Raw genomic sequence first — 14,131 nt, forward strand, 5'->3', positions numbered from 1 at the left:
CGGATGGCATCCACTCTTCCACTCCCGCAGGGCGCGGGGGCGGCTTCAGAGACGCGGACTTCAAAGACCCTGGCCGGCGTCCCACAGCCGCTCGGTGCGACCGGCCAGCAGGGCGTCCAGCGAGATCGCCTGCGCGTCGGTGAGCGAGGCGACGTAGTCGATGATCCCGCGGCCCCGCCCGAGCGTGGCGAGGTCGGCGTCGCTGCGCGAGCCGACCAGCTCGGGGGCGTGCTCGCGCAGGCGGCGGTGATCGTCGGTGGCCAGCTCGACCAGGTCGATGAGCCGTCGCGGCGCGCGACGCGCGTCGTGCGGGTCGTCGAGCCACGCGGTGAAGCCGTCGACGAGCCGCTCGAGCACGCTCGCCTGTCCGCGCTGGTAGACGGCGAGGTCGGGCCGCTCGAGGATGAAGCGCGCGTGCAGGAACTTCAGCACCGCCACCTCGTGCCAGGCCTGGCGGTTGAGGCTCACGTGACCGGAGCGGATGTCGGGGTGGCGGTGCACCTCGATCGAGGACTGCAGGCGCGCGATCCACGCGGAGGTGAAGCGGGCGAGGCCGCGCTCGCTGGCCAGAGACCCGTCGAACGGCTCGGCGACGAGGCCGTCGATGACCTCGGATGCGACCTTGGCGACGGCTTCGCTGAACCCGTCGGGGTCGGCGATCCAGGCATCCTTCACCTGCAGGCGCCGCCAGAGCAGTTCCAGCGAGTGCCCGGGCGTGCGGGTGTCGGTGGCCAGGCGCTCGGCGTCGGCGGCGCGCAGCTGGGCGAGGTCGCGCCGCCACGACCGGAACTCCGCCGAGAGGGTGGCAGGGTTCAGCAGCCCGGCGCGGTAGAAGTCGTCGAGGTCGTGCAGCGAGTAGGCGATGTCGTCGGAGATGTCCATGATCGAGCATTCGACGCTCTGCTGCCCCGGCTCGATCAGCGGATACGCGGCGAGCGCTGCACGCGCGTCCTGCTCGTCGATCGCGTAGAAGCTGTACTTGCTGCCACCGCCGCGGCGCGCCCCGCCCCGCCCGCGCCGCCACGGGTACTTCAGCACTGCCGCGCGCACCGCTGCGGTGAGGTTCAGGCCGACGCCCGGGCGGTCGTGCTCGTCGAGGCGGGTGAGGATGCGGTACGTCTGAGCGTTGCCCTCGAAGCCCTCGGCCAGACCGAAACGCATCCGGGCGATGCGGTCGAGCGTCTGCTCACCGAGATGACCGAACGGCGGGTGGCCGAGGTCGTGCGCGGCGGCGGCCGCCTGCACGACGACGGGGTGCGCGCCGCCCAGCTCCTCGACGATGCGGTGCGCCTCGTCGGTGCGGGTGGACAGGTGCGTCGCGATCGCCCGCGCGACCGCCGCCACCTTCACCGAGTGGGTGAGGCGGTTGTGCACCGCGAGACCGGCGCCCGCCTGCGAGATGACCTGGGTGACGGCGGAGAGGCGGGAGTAGAACGGCGAGAACCGGATGCGCTCCACGTCGACGCGGAACTGCGGATGCCCTTCGGCCTGCTGGAACTCGTTGAGCGTCTCGGCCAGACGTCGAGCCTGGCGGGGGTCGTCGGCTGGTTGGGGCATGGATGCCAGTGTGGCACGGCCCGAAGGCGGAGACCTTCCAGGGGAGGGTGACCGGGGCTACAGGCGCGCGGCGATGCGGTGCAGCGCGGCGGGGGGGCACGAGGCCGGCCGTGACCGTGGCGATCTGCACGAGGGTCATGCCCAGCGCTTCGTCGGGCAGCGGCCCGTCGACGATGGGGCCCAGCTCGTCGCGCAGCACACTGCGGGCCCGCTCGTCGGCGAGCAGCTCACGCACCGATCGTATTCCCACCGCCGACTCGCTCAGCGCCGACAGGTCGGCCTGCGCCGCAGCACCCGCAGAGCCCTGCGCCGCCTGTCGCCCGAGCACGAGGTGCTCGGGGCCGGGCTCGCCCGTTTCAGGCACCCCGAGCCGTTCGTACTGCTCACTCGGCGCGTCGTTCGCGCGCATCAGCTCGACGAGCAGACGGGTCATGCGCAGCTCGAGCTCATCGTTGACGAGCGGGTTCAGCTGCTGTGGATCGCTTTCGAGATCGAACAGCTGCGAGCCGAACGCCGCGGGATTGGTCGGCGCGACGGCGGGCACTCTCAGCACCGGCATCCCCTTCGTGAACGGCAGCGGCGCGACCAGCTCGGCTCGGCGCAGCGCATCGGCGCCGAAGCGCCCCCGCATGCTGGTGGGCATCAGCGTGTAGTCGAACAGCGGCTGATTGTCGGGGGTCACGCACGCACGCATGTACACGAAGCGTCCATCGGTGACGTTGGCGTGGCCGCCGTGCAGTCCGAACAGGGCAGCGTCATGCAGCGCGCTGCCCGCATCCAGCACGGGCAGCAGGGAGCGGCCCTGCATGTCCGCCGTCGTGTCAAGGCCGAAGTGGTCGAGCAGGGTGGGGCCGAAGTCGATCGTCTGCACGAGGGCGTCCCGGCTCTCACCGGCGACGCGCGAGCGCGGGTCCCACACGAACAGGGGCGTGTGGATGGTCTCCTCGTAGAACGGCGGCACGTTCTTGCCCAGCCAGCCGTGCTCACCCAGCAGCAGGCCGTGGTCAGTGCACACGATCAGCATCGTGTCGTGCCACAGGTCGTGCTGGTCCATCGCATGGAGCACGCGCCCGAGCGAACGGTCGCACATCGACAGCAGCGCGAGGTAGCGGTCGCGCAGGTGGGTGAGCTCGGCGTCGGTCTCGCTGACCTGCTTGTAGTCGGGCCAGTCGAAGTCGACGCCCTCGGTGACCGTAGGTGTGCCGTAGAGCTCGTGGTACTGGGCGTAGCTGAAGAACGGCTCGTGCGGATCGAAGGTCTCGATCTGCAGCATCCAGCCGTCGTCGGCGTGGTTGGTGTCGATGAACTCCAGTCCCGCGTCGAACGTGCGGGTCTGCGGATGGTCGGCCTCGTCGGTCAGATGCTGCCGGTTGACGGCATCCTGCCGGCGCAGCGCATGATTGCTCGCGTGCGGGGTCACGTTGGTCATGTCGGGGTCGGCGACCTGGCCCTTCCACTCGTCACCCTCCTGGCCGCGGAAGAATTCGAACGTGCGGAAGCGCGGGTGGTACGTCGCTCCGCCGTCGAGCCAGTAGTGCTGGTGGTCGGTGACGAGATGCGTGTGCACGCCGGCCTCGTCGAGCATCTGCGGCACCGAGTCGTCGAACGGCTCGAGCGGGCCCCAGCTGCGGTGCAGGAAGTTGTAGCGACCGGTGTGCATCTCGCGGCGCGCGGGCATGCAGGGCATGCTGCCGCCGTAGCAGCGGGTGAAGCGGGCGCTGCGCGACGCCAGCCGCTCGAAGTTCGGCGCATGCACGCCCTGCGCGCCGTACGGCGGCAGGAACGCGCGGTTGAGGGTGTCGAACAGCACGACGATGGCTTTCACGGGTTCTCCTTCGACGGCGCCGGGATGACGGGTGCGGTTCGGGCTCGCGGGTGCTGTTTCAGCGCACCGAGCGGATGCGGTAGACGGCGATGCCGCCGAGAGCCATGACGACGGCGGCGATGATGTACAGCTCGGTGTATCCCGCCACGCTCAGCACCAGCCAGCCCATCAGCGCGGCGATCGGCAGGTGCTGGGCGGAGTTGACGATGCCGAGGTCGCGGGCGCGGGTGGTCTCATCGGGCAGCACGTCGGTCAGCAGGGCCTGATCCACCGAGAGGAAGACGCCGTAGCCGACGCCCAGCAGCACCGCGGCGGCGATCGACGCGGTCCAGGTCGGCACGAGGGCGAGCGTGAGGGCGGCGGCGACCTGCAGGCCGGCCGAGGCGGCCACGAAGAAGCGCCGCGAGCGCAGCCGGTCGCTCAGCGCGCCACCCGCCCACGATCCCAGCCCGCTGGCGACGAGATAGACGAGGATCAGCGCCGTGAGCGCCGACTCCGGATTCGCCAGCCCCAGCGAGTCGGAGAGGAAATAGAGCAGGTAGGTGGTGCCGACGAGGTTGCCGGCGTTCACGAGCACCCGCGAGATCCCTGCCCAGCCGAGGTCGTGGTACGTGCGGGCGATGCTCCGGATGCCGGGCCGCGCGGCCGCGGAGGCCGCCGGATCGGTCGCCGCTGCAGCGCGGGCATCCGCTGCGGGGCGGGCGTGCGCGGCGGGCTCACGATGGCAGAGCAGGAACGGCAGCGGTGCGAGCAGGGCGAGCACGGCGATCACAGCCCAGCTCCAGCCGAGGTCTGTCACCAGCTCCGTGACGATGATCATGCCGCCGGCGAGGGCGATCACCTGCGGCACGCCGACCGCCGCCGAGGCCCGGCCGCGCTGGGCGGGCGGCACCTGGTCGGCGATCATGGCCGACAGCGACACCAGCGCGGCCGACTGGCCCACCGCGACGATGGCGAGCAGCGCCGCGGCCGGCTGCCACGACGGCTGCAGTCCGACGAGCGCGAACGGCACGGTGGCGGTGACGAACCCGGCCAGCGCCCAGGTGCGGCGCCGGCCGAAGCGGGGGCTGCTGCGGTCGCACAGCCAGCCGATGACCGGCACCGAGACGACGATCACGATCGCCATCTCGGCGATGAGGAACGAGCCGACACCGATCTTCTCGGCCGGGTCGAGTGCGCTCGCCAGGCGTACCAGCATGAACTGCCCTGGCAGCATCACCAGCAGCCAGAATCCCAACCAGGCGAGCCCGAACGTCCACAACCACCCCTGGCTCACCGCCTTCTGCGGGATGGCCGCGGCAGAAGTCTGGGCGGTGGGCAGGGCATCGGCCGTCATGAGCTCGCGGGCCGATCGGTGAGGGTGTGCTGCTGGAACATCGTCGTCTCCCATCGCGGACCTCGTCGTCCGGGGGCATCAAGTGGGTCGGTTGCCCCACTTCTGTGGATGATATGACCGCAGTGCGGCGGATGCAAACCCGAAGTGCGTCAGCGTCCGCGCACCATCAGCCGAAGCAGCAGCGCCTTGACGCGACCGCGGTACGGCGGATACGCCAGGCGCATCGAGTCGGGCCGCAGCGGCTTGTCGAGCACGCTCTTGCGATGGCTGAACGTGCGGAACGACTGCTCGCCGTGATAGCTGCCCATGCCGCTGGCTCCCACGCCACCGAAGGGCAGCTGCGGCGCACCCAGGTGCGCCGCGGGCACCCCGAAGCTCAGCCCGCCCGAGCTCGTCTCGGCGAGGAACGCGCGACGCACGCGGCGCCGGCGGCTGAACACGTAGGCCGCCAGCGGCTTCGGTCGCGCCCGGATGAAGGCGCGCGCCTCCGCCGCCGAGCCGACGTGCACGATCGGCAGGATCGGCCCGAAGATCTCCTCCTGCATGAGGGGGGAGTCCGCGGCGACTGCGTCGACGACGGTGGGGGCGACGTAACGGTCGGCGACCGAGACGTCGCCGCCGAAGGCGGGCTCGGCATCCGCCAGCATCCCCGCGAGGCGCTCGGTGTGCCGCGCGGTGACGATGCGTCCGTAGTCCGGGCTCGTCTTGGCATCCGCTCCGTACAGCTCCCGTGCGGCGCGTTCCAGGTGTGGCAGCAGCCCACGAGCGGTGGCGGGGGCGGCGAGCAGGTAGTCCGGGGCGACGCAGGTCTGGCCGGCGTTGAGCAGCTTGCCCCACATGATCCGCCGCGCGGCGACGGCGAGGTCGACCGAGCCGTCGATGTACGCCGGGGACTTGCCGCCGAGTTCGAGGGTGACCGGAGTTAGGGTGCGCGCGGCCGCCGCCGCGATGATGGCGCCCACCTTCTCGGATCCGGTGAAGAAGATGTGATCGAAGCGCTGCTCGAGCAGCTCGCCGGTGACATCCGCGCCGCCCTCGACGACGGCGACCGCCCGGCGATCCAGATAGCGCGGCAGCAGATCGGCGAGCAGGGCGCTGGTCGCACCGGCGAGCTCGCTGGGCTTCACGACCGCAGCGTTGCCGGCCGCCAGGGCGCCGACCAGGGGGTTCAGCACCAGCTGCAGCGGATAGTTCCACGGACCGATGATGAGCACCACCCCGAGCGGCTCGGGGGCGATGCGACCGCGCGCAGGTGCGAGGGTGAGGGGCAGTGGCACCGTGCGGGCGCGCATCCAGCGCCGCAGGCGCGGCAGAGCGTAGTCGATCTCGGCGATCACCATCCCGATCTCCGTGATCACCGCCTCGGTGGGGTGCTTGCCGAGATCGGTGCGCAGTGCCTGCTCGACGACCGGCCGGTTCTCGACCAGCATCCGCCGCAGCGCGCGCAGCTGATCGCGCCGCCACCGGCGCGAGCGGGTGATGCGCGCGTCGAATCCGGCGCGCAGCGCGTCGGCGACCGGGGCGACGGGAGCGTCGGCGACTTGGGTCATGGGGATCATGCCGCCGCCTCTGCGCTGTGGCGTGCGGTGCCGGCGGGCACCGGTTGGGCGAGACTGGCCACCGCCTGCGCGGCGGCGCGCGCCGCCTCACGGCTCGCCTCGTCGTCGCGGTTCACCAGCCAGTTCAGGGTGAGCCCGTCGGTGAGGGCGACCAGCAGCTGGGCGACGGTCTCCAGCGGCGCGGTCCAGCGCGAGCCGGAGTGCGCGGCGGCGAGCGTGAGCGACTCCCGCGCGATGCGCAGGTACTGCGCGTACTGATCCTGCGCGAGCGGGCGCCGTGTGCGCAGCGCGTGCTGGGTGAGCTCGAGCATCGCCTGCTCGCGAGTGGGCTCGGCGCGCAGGTGGTCGAGGTAGCCCATCAGCCCGTCGGTGAGCAGTTCGGTGAGGCTGCGCCCTTCGAGCGCGTCGGGCAGCACCGCCTTCTCCTCCTTCGCGAGCACGTCGATGATGAGCCGGTCGATGAGCTCGTCTCGGGACTCGAACGCGTAGTGGAAGCTGGCCAGCGACATGTCGGCCTCGGCGACGATGGCGCGGGTGGAGGCTTCGTGCAGTCCCCGGGAGGCGACCACGCGCAGGGCGGCGGCGATGAGTTCTCTGCGGCGTACGTCGACGGGAGTCCGGGCCATTTCTCCTCCTTAGCATGGATGCGGCGCGGGCGGGTTGCTCGGCCACCGCCGCAGCCCTACTATATTCCTCGTGTGGGACATTCGACCCACTTGTCGAGATGCGCGGTCGTCGATGCCCGCGAGAAGGCCCGAGGATGCCTGTGACCCACTCACCCTGGCGCGAATGGGAACGCGCGACCGCCGACGAGCAGCCGCCCTACGCGGTGCTCGACCGGGCCGCGCTGCAGGCCAACGCCGCCGATCTCGTCCGCCGTGCCGGGGGCGTGCCGCTGCGCATCGCCAGCAAGTCGCTGCGGGTGCGGCCGGTGATCGAAGAGCTGCTGACCATGCCCGGATTCGCAGGGGTGCTCGCGTTCACCCTTCCCGAGGCGCTGTGGCTGTCGCAGACCTGCCCCGACGTCGTGGTCGGCTACCCGACCGCCGATCGCGCCGCGATCGCCGCGCTCGCGCAGGACGAGCGCGCGGCGCAGGCCGTGACGCTCATGATCGACAGCACAGCCCAGCTCGACCTCGTGGACGCCATCGTCCCCCCTGCCCGTCGGCCCCCGATTCGGGTGTGCCTCGAACTCGACGCGGCCTGGCAGGGCCCGGCTCCGCTCGGGCGGCTGGGGGTGGCGCGCTCGCCGCTGCGCACGCCGGCGCAGCTGCGCGCGCTGGCGGTGGCCGTGCAGCGTCGCCCGGGCTTCACGCTCGCCGGCGTGATGGCGTACGAGGCGCAGATCGCCGGCGTCGCCGACCGGGTGCCGCACCGCCGCGCCATGAACGCGCTCGTCGGCTGGGTCAAAACGCGCTCGCGAGAGGAGATCGCCGAACGACGCGCGTGCGCCGTGGCCGCGGTGCGCGAGATCGCCGACCTGGAGTTCGTGAACGGCGGCGGCACCGGGTCGATCGAGAGCACCGCCGCTGACGCGTCGATCACCGAGATCGCCGCCGGGAGCGGGCTGTTCGCCGGGCACTACTTCGACGACTACCAGGCCTTCACGCCCCGGCCGGCCACCGGGTTCGCGCTGAGCGTGGTGCGCAAGCCCCGTCCGGACTGCGTGACGGTGCTCGGCGGCGGCTGGATCGCCTCCGGTCCGCCCGGGCCCGATCGGCTGCCGCGGGTCGTGTATCCGGCCGGACTGCGGATGCTGCCGCGCGAGAGCGCCGGCGAGGTGCAGACGCCCCTGACCGGGTCGGCCGCGCGCAGCCTGTCGATCGGCGATCGCGTGTGGCTGCGCCACGCCAAGTCGGGCGAGCTGAGCGAGCACGTCAACGAGTTCCTGGTCGTCGACGCGGGACGCGTCGTCGACCGGCATCCCACCTACCGCGGCGAGGGGAAGGCCTTCCTGTGACCACCATCAGCACCGGCTTCGAGGCGGGCGCTCTCTGGCAGAACTGGGGGCGCACGGTACGCGTCCGGCCGCGCGAGGTCGTCGCGCCGGCATCCGTCGACGAGGTGTGCGAGATCGTCTCGCGGGCCGCTGCGGCGGGCCGACGCGTCAAGGCGATCGGCGCCGGACACAGCTTCACCGCGATCGCCCGTGCCGACGACGTGCAGATGACGCTCGACAACCTCCGCGGCATCCGCCGCGTCGATCGCGACCGGCGCCTGGTCACCCTCGGCGCGGGCACACGGCTGCACGAGATCCCGACGCTGCTGGCCCCCTACCGGCTGGCGATGGAGAACCTCGGCGACATCGACACGCAGTCCATCGCAGGCGCCATCTCGACCGGCACGCACGGCACCGGTGCGCGCTTCCGTGGCATCGCCGCCCAGATCGCGGGTGTCGTGCTCGTCAGCGGGCACGGCGAGCGGATGCAGGTGGATGCCGAGCACAGCCCCGAGCTGCTGCCCGCGGTGGCGCTGGGACTGGGCGCACTCGGCATCCTCGTCGAGGTGACCGTGCGCTGCGTGGACGCCTTCGATCTGCACGCCCGCGAGCGGACGGAGCCCCTCGCCGCGGTGCTCGACTCGGTCGAGGAGCGCGTCCGCGACGCCGACCACTTCGAGTTCTTCTGGTTTCCCCACACCGATGTGGCGCTCACCAAGACGAACACCCGCGTCGCCGCCGGAGAGGGCCGCGCGCCCTCGCCGCCGGTGCGGCGCTGGTTCGACGAGACGCTGATGGCCAACGGCGTGTTCCGGGCGACGTGCGCTCTGGGCCGGCGCGCGCCGGCGGCGGTGCCGGGTATCAACCGCGTCGCTGCGCGGCTCTCCGGCGAGCGCACTTTCTCGGACGCGTCGTCGCGCGTGTTCGCCACGCGGCGCACGGTGCGCTTCACCGAGATGGAGTACGCGATTCCCGCGGATCAGGTGGTGGCGGCGTTCAGAGAGGTGCAGCAGGCGATCGCGCGCGGTGGCTGGCGCATCTCGTTCCCCGTCGAGGTGCGCTTCGCGGCCGCGGACGAGCTGTGGATGTCGACCGCCCACCAGCGCCCGTCGGCCTACATCGCGGTGCATCGCGCGGTGGGCGAGGACCCGGAGCCGTACTTCCGCGCCGCCGAGCAGATCATGCGCGCGCGGGGCGGCCGCCCGCACTGGGGCAAGCTGCACGGCCGCACAGCGGCGGATCTCGCCGATGCCTACCCGCGTTTCGGCGACTTCCTCGCGCTGCGCGACGAGCTCGACCCGCAGCGCGTGTTCCAGAACCAGCACCTGCAGCGGGTGCTCGGCGACTGAACACTTGGCGCGTCATCGGAACGCGAGGCCCGGCATCCGGGCGGCGGACGTCGAGGCGGGGCGGTCGTTCGGACCTCAACGCACCTCTGCGCGTGCGGCGATCACCTGCTGCAGCCAGCGGAACGACGACTTCGGGGTTCGCTCACCGGTCTCGAAGTCCACGTGCACCAGCCCGAAGCGCTGCGTGAATCCGGCGGCCCACTCCCAGTTGTCCATCAGCGACCACACGAACCAGCCGCGCAGATCCAGTCCCTCGGCCGGGCCGCCGGGCGCGACGGCCGCCAGTGCGGCCGCGAGGTGGTCGCGCAGGAAGGCGACGCGTTCCGCATCGTCGACGGAGCCGTCCGCGCCCACCTCGTCGGGGAAGCTCGCGCCGTTCTCCGTGATGTACACCGGCGGGAGCACGTCACCGTAGCGCTCCTGCATCTCGGCGAGTGCGCGGGCGAAGCCGGCGGGCTGGATGGGCCAGCCGAATCCTGTCGTCGGCACGCCCTCGAACTCCAGCAGCCGGAACGGCAGATCGGCCATCGCCTGGCTCATGCCGTCGGGGCTCTCTCCGTCACCGGCACCGGCGGCGACGAGGGTGGGCATGTAGTAGTTGAGTCCGTAGAAGTCCAGCGGCTGATGGATCTGCGCGAGGTCTTCGGGCGGGACGGCGTCGAACGCCGCCAGCGCGTCGCCGAGGAAGTCCGGAGCATCCGGATAGCGGCCCCGCAGCACCGGATCGGCGTAGATGCGGTTGTGCACGAGGTCGAACAGCGCGGCCATCGTCTGATCCTCGGGGGAGGCGGATGCCGCGATGACCGGGCTGTGCGTGTTGGTGATGCCGATCCCGCCCGGCACGCCCGCGGCCCGCAGCGCCTGCACGGCCAGACCGTGGCCGAGCAGCTGGTGGTGCACGGTGGGCAGCGCGTCGAACAGCAGACTGTGCCCCGGGGCGTGCAGGCCGAGGGCGTAGCCGTTGAGGGTCACGGTGGCCGGCTCGTTGATGGTGATCCACGAGTCGACGCGATCGCCGAAGCGCTCGCCGAGCAGACCGGCGAGATCTCCCAGGCGCTCGGCGGTGTCGCGATCGAGCCAGCCGTGCGCGTACTCCTCGGGGAGGTCCCAGTGCGAGATCGTCGCGAAGGGGCGGATGCCGGCGCTGTGCAGCCGATCGAGCAGCCGATCATAGAAGTCGGCCCCCTCGCGGCTCAGCGCACCGGATCCGCCTGGCTGCACGCGCGTCCACGAGAACGAGAAGCGGTACGCATCGGCGCCGAGGTCGCGCATCAGCGCGACATCCTCCGCGTAGCGGTGGTAGTGATCCGCGGTCACCGAGGTGTCGCTGCCGTCGATGATGCGCGCAGGCTCGGCGGCGAAGCGATCCCACACGCTCGGGGTGCGGGCGCCCACCGTGCTCGCGCCCTCGATCTGGGCGGCGGCGGTGGCCGTGCCGATGAGGAATCCCGGCGGAAGTGCGCGGGCGAGGGCGTGCGGGGTGGCGGCGGCAGTGGCGTCAGCGAGCATCGTCGTCTCCTGATGAACGGCAGAGAGTGGGACAGGTGTCCCACATCGGTCGATCCTAGGCGGGCGAGAATGCGTGCACAAGGGCGCTGTCCCTGGCGGAGGCGAAGGATCGGGCGGGCGAGCCGCTCGCAGTCAGTTCAACTGCGCGGATATCTCCGCGACCATCTTCATGACGCCGGCGTGGGCCTCGTGCAACCGGCGAACGTCGGTCTCGAGGCTCGCCGTCGTCGCCTCGGGTGCGCCGTGGTTGCGCGCGATCTGGAGGTTCGCCCGGATGCTCAAAGCCGCGCCCGACAGGCCGGCGGCCAATGACTCCATCGCGACCGCCAGGTCCACCGCGATGTGCGGGTTGCCGGCCGAAGCGAGCACTTGCGCATCCGATGCCAGCAGGATGCCGATCGCGCCGAGCCTCGCCACGGAGGTGGCGGCCTCGACGGCAGCGTCGCTGACGCGCTCGTCGCGCCGGGGATCACCGGTGGGCAGCGCCAGCGCGGCTCCGAAGCGCGCCGAGAGGACGCCGTCCGCTTCGACGGCATCCAGTACATCGGCGCGGTTGCGCTCGAGACGCTCTGCGCATGCGGATGCCGCGGGGCTGTCGGGCGTGTATGCCGCGACCATGCCCATCAGAGCGGCCGCGATGCCGAGCAGAACTCCCGTGGCCGCCCCTCCGCCGGGTGACCCGTTGGGCTGACTGAGCGCAGCGAGCCACGCATCCATCGGGCGGGACGTCGGGACGTGAGCGGGGTCGGCCATGCGCGCCACACTATCGACCGGGGTCACCCGCGAGCATCCGACCGTAGGTCCACATGCTGCGGTCCGGGGGTCGGCGCGCTATCGTATGAGCCCCTGGCGGAGCGTCGAGGAGGACGCGATGGACTGCGACGGATGGTGGGAGTGCCGCATCGCGGTGCCATGGCAGTCGCAGGTCTGGCCCTGGTTGACGGAGTTTCTGCAATCCGCCGGCTTCGGCGCGCTCGCCGCGGTACTCGCCGCCGTGATCGCGTTCATCGGCGTGCGTCGGCAGACGAGGTTGGACGCGTGGTGGCAGCGCGCGCAGTGGGCGCTCGAGCTGCTGACGCGCCGCGAGCGTGAGGCGAGTGATGAGGTCATCGCACTGGCCGCACTGCGGGTGCTGCGCACCAGCCGCTTGGCGAAGCGGGAGGAGCAGAGGTTTCTGCGCGCTGTCGTCGACGAGTATGTGCTCAGCCCGCAGGAGCAGGATGCGCTCGACGACGGTGAATCCCCGGGGGCATCGCAGGACGCTGTCATCCGCTCTGGTTCCGGAGGCATACTGGAAAGAGTGATCCGACGTGTTTTCGCAGGGAGGTCGAGATGAGCACGAGTGCCGTGCCGCAGAGGAGGTCTCGCGCCAGCGAGCGCGCGCGTTTCATCGCGGCGGAGATCCGCGTCGAGGCGGACAAGAAGCTCGGCGATCCGACTCCGCAGTGGATTCAGGATCTCGCCGAGGAGGGCAAGAAGCGCTTCTCCTGACGCGACGCGCGAAGGCGCCGCAGGCGCGCGATCCGCTGCGCCACCAGTGGCAGCGGGAACAAGTCTGCGGCGGCCGGTGCGGGATGAGCCGGAGGATCGGCATCTGCTGCGCGCCTGAGGGTCGATGGCCCCTGGCGGAGCTGCTGCCTGCACGTGACTGGTGAGGAACCCGCGCGCGCCGGTAGTGTCGTGGACACTGCGCGCCCTCCACGCGTCATCCCGCTCGACCGGAGAACCATGAGACTCAGATCACGTCATGCGCTGGCCATATCCACCGCGATCGCATTGGCGGGCGTAGCGCTCTCGCCGGCCGCTGCGGTCGCTGCCGCACCGGTTCCTGCCCTTGCGGCTGCCCCCGTCTCTGCGGCCCAGGGTGCCGCGGCCCCTGCGCTGCCTGCGGCGGCCGCCTTCGTGATGCCGCTCGCAGCGAAGTCATACACAGTTTCGGCATGGCACGGTCCGCGCTGCATGCCGATGCCCGGCGCCTCCACGTCGCACGGCGGGGTCGACCTGGCGACCAAGAGCGGTTCGCCGATCTACGCCGTCGCCGCAGGCGTCGTCACCGCCACGGTCTCGGGGTCCAACTCGGTCGTCGGGCACATCGACATCAGCCACAGCGTCGGCAATGTCAGGTACACGACGAAGTATCTGCACATGTGGTCAGCGACGACGCACGTGAAGGTCGGTCAGGTCGTGACGGCGGGGCAGCGCATCAGTTCGGTGGGCATGAGTGGAAACTCCACCGGCCCGCATCTGCACCTGGAGCTCTGGGAGCACCAGGCGGGCGGGAACAAGCAGCTTGATCCGGTCCCCTGGCTGAAGGCCCGCGCCGTCGACCTGAGCGGGCGGGCCACCGCAATCACCGCCAAGACCGCTCCCGCTGCTTGCGCCTACTACACGACGGGAGCGGTGAACCTGCGCGCAGGGGCATCTACCGCGACGGCCATCCTCGCGCATCTCGACGCCGGCACCGTGGTCTCGGCCGTGCCGGGCAACATCTCCAACTCGTTCCTGCCTGTCAAAGCGGGTTCGCGCAGCGGATGGATCGCGAACTGGCTGCTCAGCCCGACTCCTCCCGTCATCACAGCCCCGACGCCGACGCCGACGCCGACGCCGACGCCAGTGCTTACGCCGGCTCCAGCCCCGAAGCCGACGACCGCGCCGACGCCGGCTCCGGCGCCTGCCGGGAGCTCCTCAGCCGTCGCCAGCTACCAGACCACGGCGGCGGTGAACCTGCGGCCCACCGCGTCGACGGCCAGGACGCCGTTGCTGACGATTCCGAAGGGCAAGAGCGTCGGCAAGATCCTCGCTTCGAGCGGTTCTTGGCACAAGGTGACGTATGCCGGAAAGACCGGCTGGGTGCACAAGGACTATCTCGCGAAGTCGACGGGGACGTCCGCGGTGCCGAAGGCGGTCATGTACAAAACCACGGCGGCGGTGAACCTGCGGTCGACGGCGTCGACGGCCAGGACGCCGTTGCTGACGATTCCGAAGGGCAAGAGCGTCGGCAAGATCCTCGCTTCGAGCGGTTCTTGGCACAAGGTGACGTATGCCGGAAAGACCGGC

The 14,131-nt window shown here is 71.2% G+C and carries 11 protein-coding genes and 1 pseudogene; 5 read left to right on the top strand and 7 right to left on the bottom strand.

Features of this window, described 5'->3' with window-relative positions:
* Positions 1-60: 60 nt before the first annotated feature.
* From WFG93_RS04015 to WFG93_RS04035, 5 genes and pseudogenes are all read right to left on the bottom strand, one after another.
* Positions 61-1,557 (bottom strand): deoxyguanosinetriphosphate triphosphohydrolase family protein, encoded by a 1,497-nt coding sequence (locus WFG93_RS04015; RefSeq protein WP_336645022.1) that lies wholly within the window; start codon positions 1,555-1,557, stop codon positions 61-63.
* 781 nt (positions 1,558-2,338) lie between these two features.
* Positions 2,339-3,382 (bottom strand): annotated as a pseudogene (locus WFG93_RS04020) (sulfatase); the annotation flags it as partial.
* A gap of 58 nt (positions 3,383-3,440) precedes the next feature.
* Entirely contained in the window at positions 3,441-4,718 is a 1,278-nt protein-coding gene (locus WFG93_RS04025; protein ID WP_336645023.1) for an MFS transporter, read from the bottom strand.
* Between the two features lie 149 nt (positions 4,719-4,867).
* A complete protein-coding gene (locus tag WFG93_RS04030; protein ID WP_336645024.1) occupies positions 4,868-6,268 on the bottom strand; it encodes an aldehyde dehydrogenase family protein in 1,401 nt (466 codons plus the stop codon).
* A gap of 5 nt (positions 6,269-6,273) precedes the next feature.
* Positions 6,274-6,903 (bottom strand): TetR/AcrR family transcriptional regulator, encoded by a 630-nt coding sequence (locus tag WFG93_RS04035; protein ID WP_336645025.1) that lies wholly within the window; start codon positions 6,901-6,903, stop codon positions 6,274-6,276.
* Positions 6,904-7,037: 134 nt separating this feature from the next.
* Between WFG93_RS04035 and WFG93_RS04040 the strand changes: the two genes are divergently transcribed.
* Together WFG93_RS04040 and WFG93_RS04045 are read left to right on the top strand one after the other, a co-directional pair.
* A complete protein-coding gene (locus tag WFG93_RS04040; RefSeq protein ID WP_336645026.1) occupies positions 7,038-8,237 on the top strand; it encodes an alanine racemase in 1,200 nt (399 codons plus the stop codon).
* Entirely contained in the window at positions 8,234-9,565 is a 1,332-nt protein-coding gene (locus WFG93_RS04045; protein WP_336645027.1) for a D-arabinono-1,4-lactone oxidase, read from the top strand. Before WFG93_RS04040 ends, WFG93_RS04045 begins: the two co-directional genes overlap by 4 nt.
* 75 nt (positions 9,566-9,640) lie before the next feature.
* On the opposite strand, the gene WFG93_RS04050 is transcribed toward WFG93_RS04045, so the two are convergent.
* Both WFG93_RS04050 and WFG93_RS04055 read right to left on the bottom strand, forming a co-directional pair.
* Positions 9,641-11,074, bottom strand: a complete 1,434-nt coding sequence (locus WFG93_RS04050; protein ID WP_336645028.1) for a GH1 family beta-glucosidase — start codon at positions 11,072-11,074, stop codon at positions 9,641-9,643.
* Positions 11,075-11,206: 132 nt separating this feature from the next.
* Positions 11,207-11,827 carry a cyclodeaminase/cyclohydrolase family protein gene (locus WFG93_RS04055; protein WP_336645029.1) on the bottom strand — a complete coding sequence of 207 codons (621 nt, stop codon included), beginning with the start codon at positions 11,825-11,827 and terminating at the stop codon, positions 11,207-11,209.
* Positions 11,828-11,945: 118 nt separating this feature from the next.
* Here WFG93_RS04055 and WFG93_RS04060 point away from each other — a divergent pair, with 118 nt between their 5' ends.
* The 3 genes from WFG93_RS04060 to WFG93_RS04070 all read left to right on the top strand — a co-directional run.
* Positions 11,946-12,410, top strand: coding sequence for a hypothetical protein (locus WFG93_RS04060; RefSeq protein ID WP_336645030.1), 465 nt, complete (start codon positions 11,946-11,948; stop codon positions 12,408-12,410).
* Entirely contained in the window at positions 12,407-12,565 is a 159-nt protein-coding gene (locus WFG93_RS04065; protein ID WP_336645031.1) for a hypothetical protein, read from the top strand. Before WFG93_RS04060 ends, WFG93_RS04065 begins: the two co-directional genes overlap by 4 nt.
* A gap of 468 nt (positions 12,566-13,033) precedes the next feature.
* Positions 13,034-14,131, top strand: a 1,098-nt coding sequence (locus WFG93_RS04070) for a peptidoglycan DD-metalloendopeptidase family protein (RefSeq protein ID WP_336645032.1), incomplete at its 3' end; no start/stop codon positions are given.

This window comes from Microbacterium sp. USHLN186 (assembly GCF_037145155.1).
Lineage (GTDB): Bacteria > Actinomycetota > Actinomycetes > Actinomycetales > Microbacteriaceae > Microbacterium.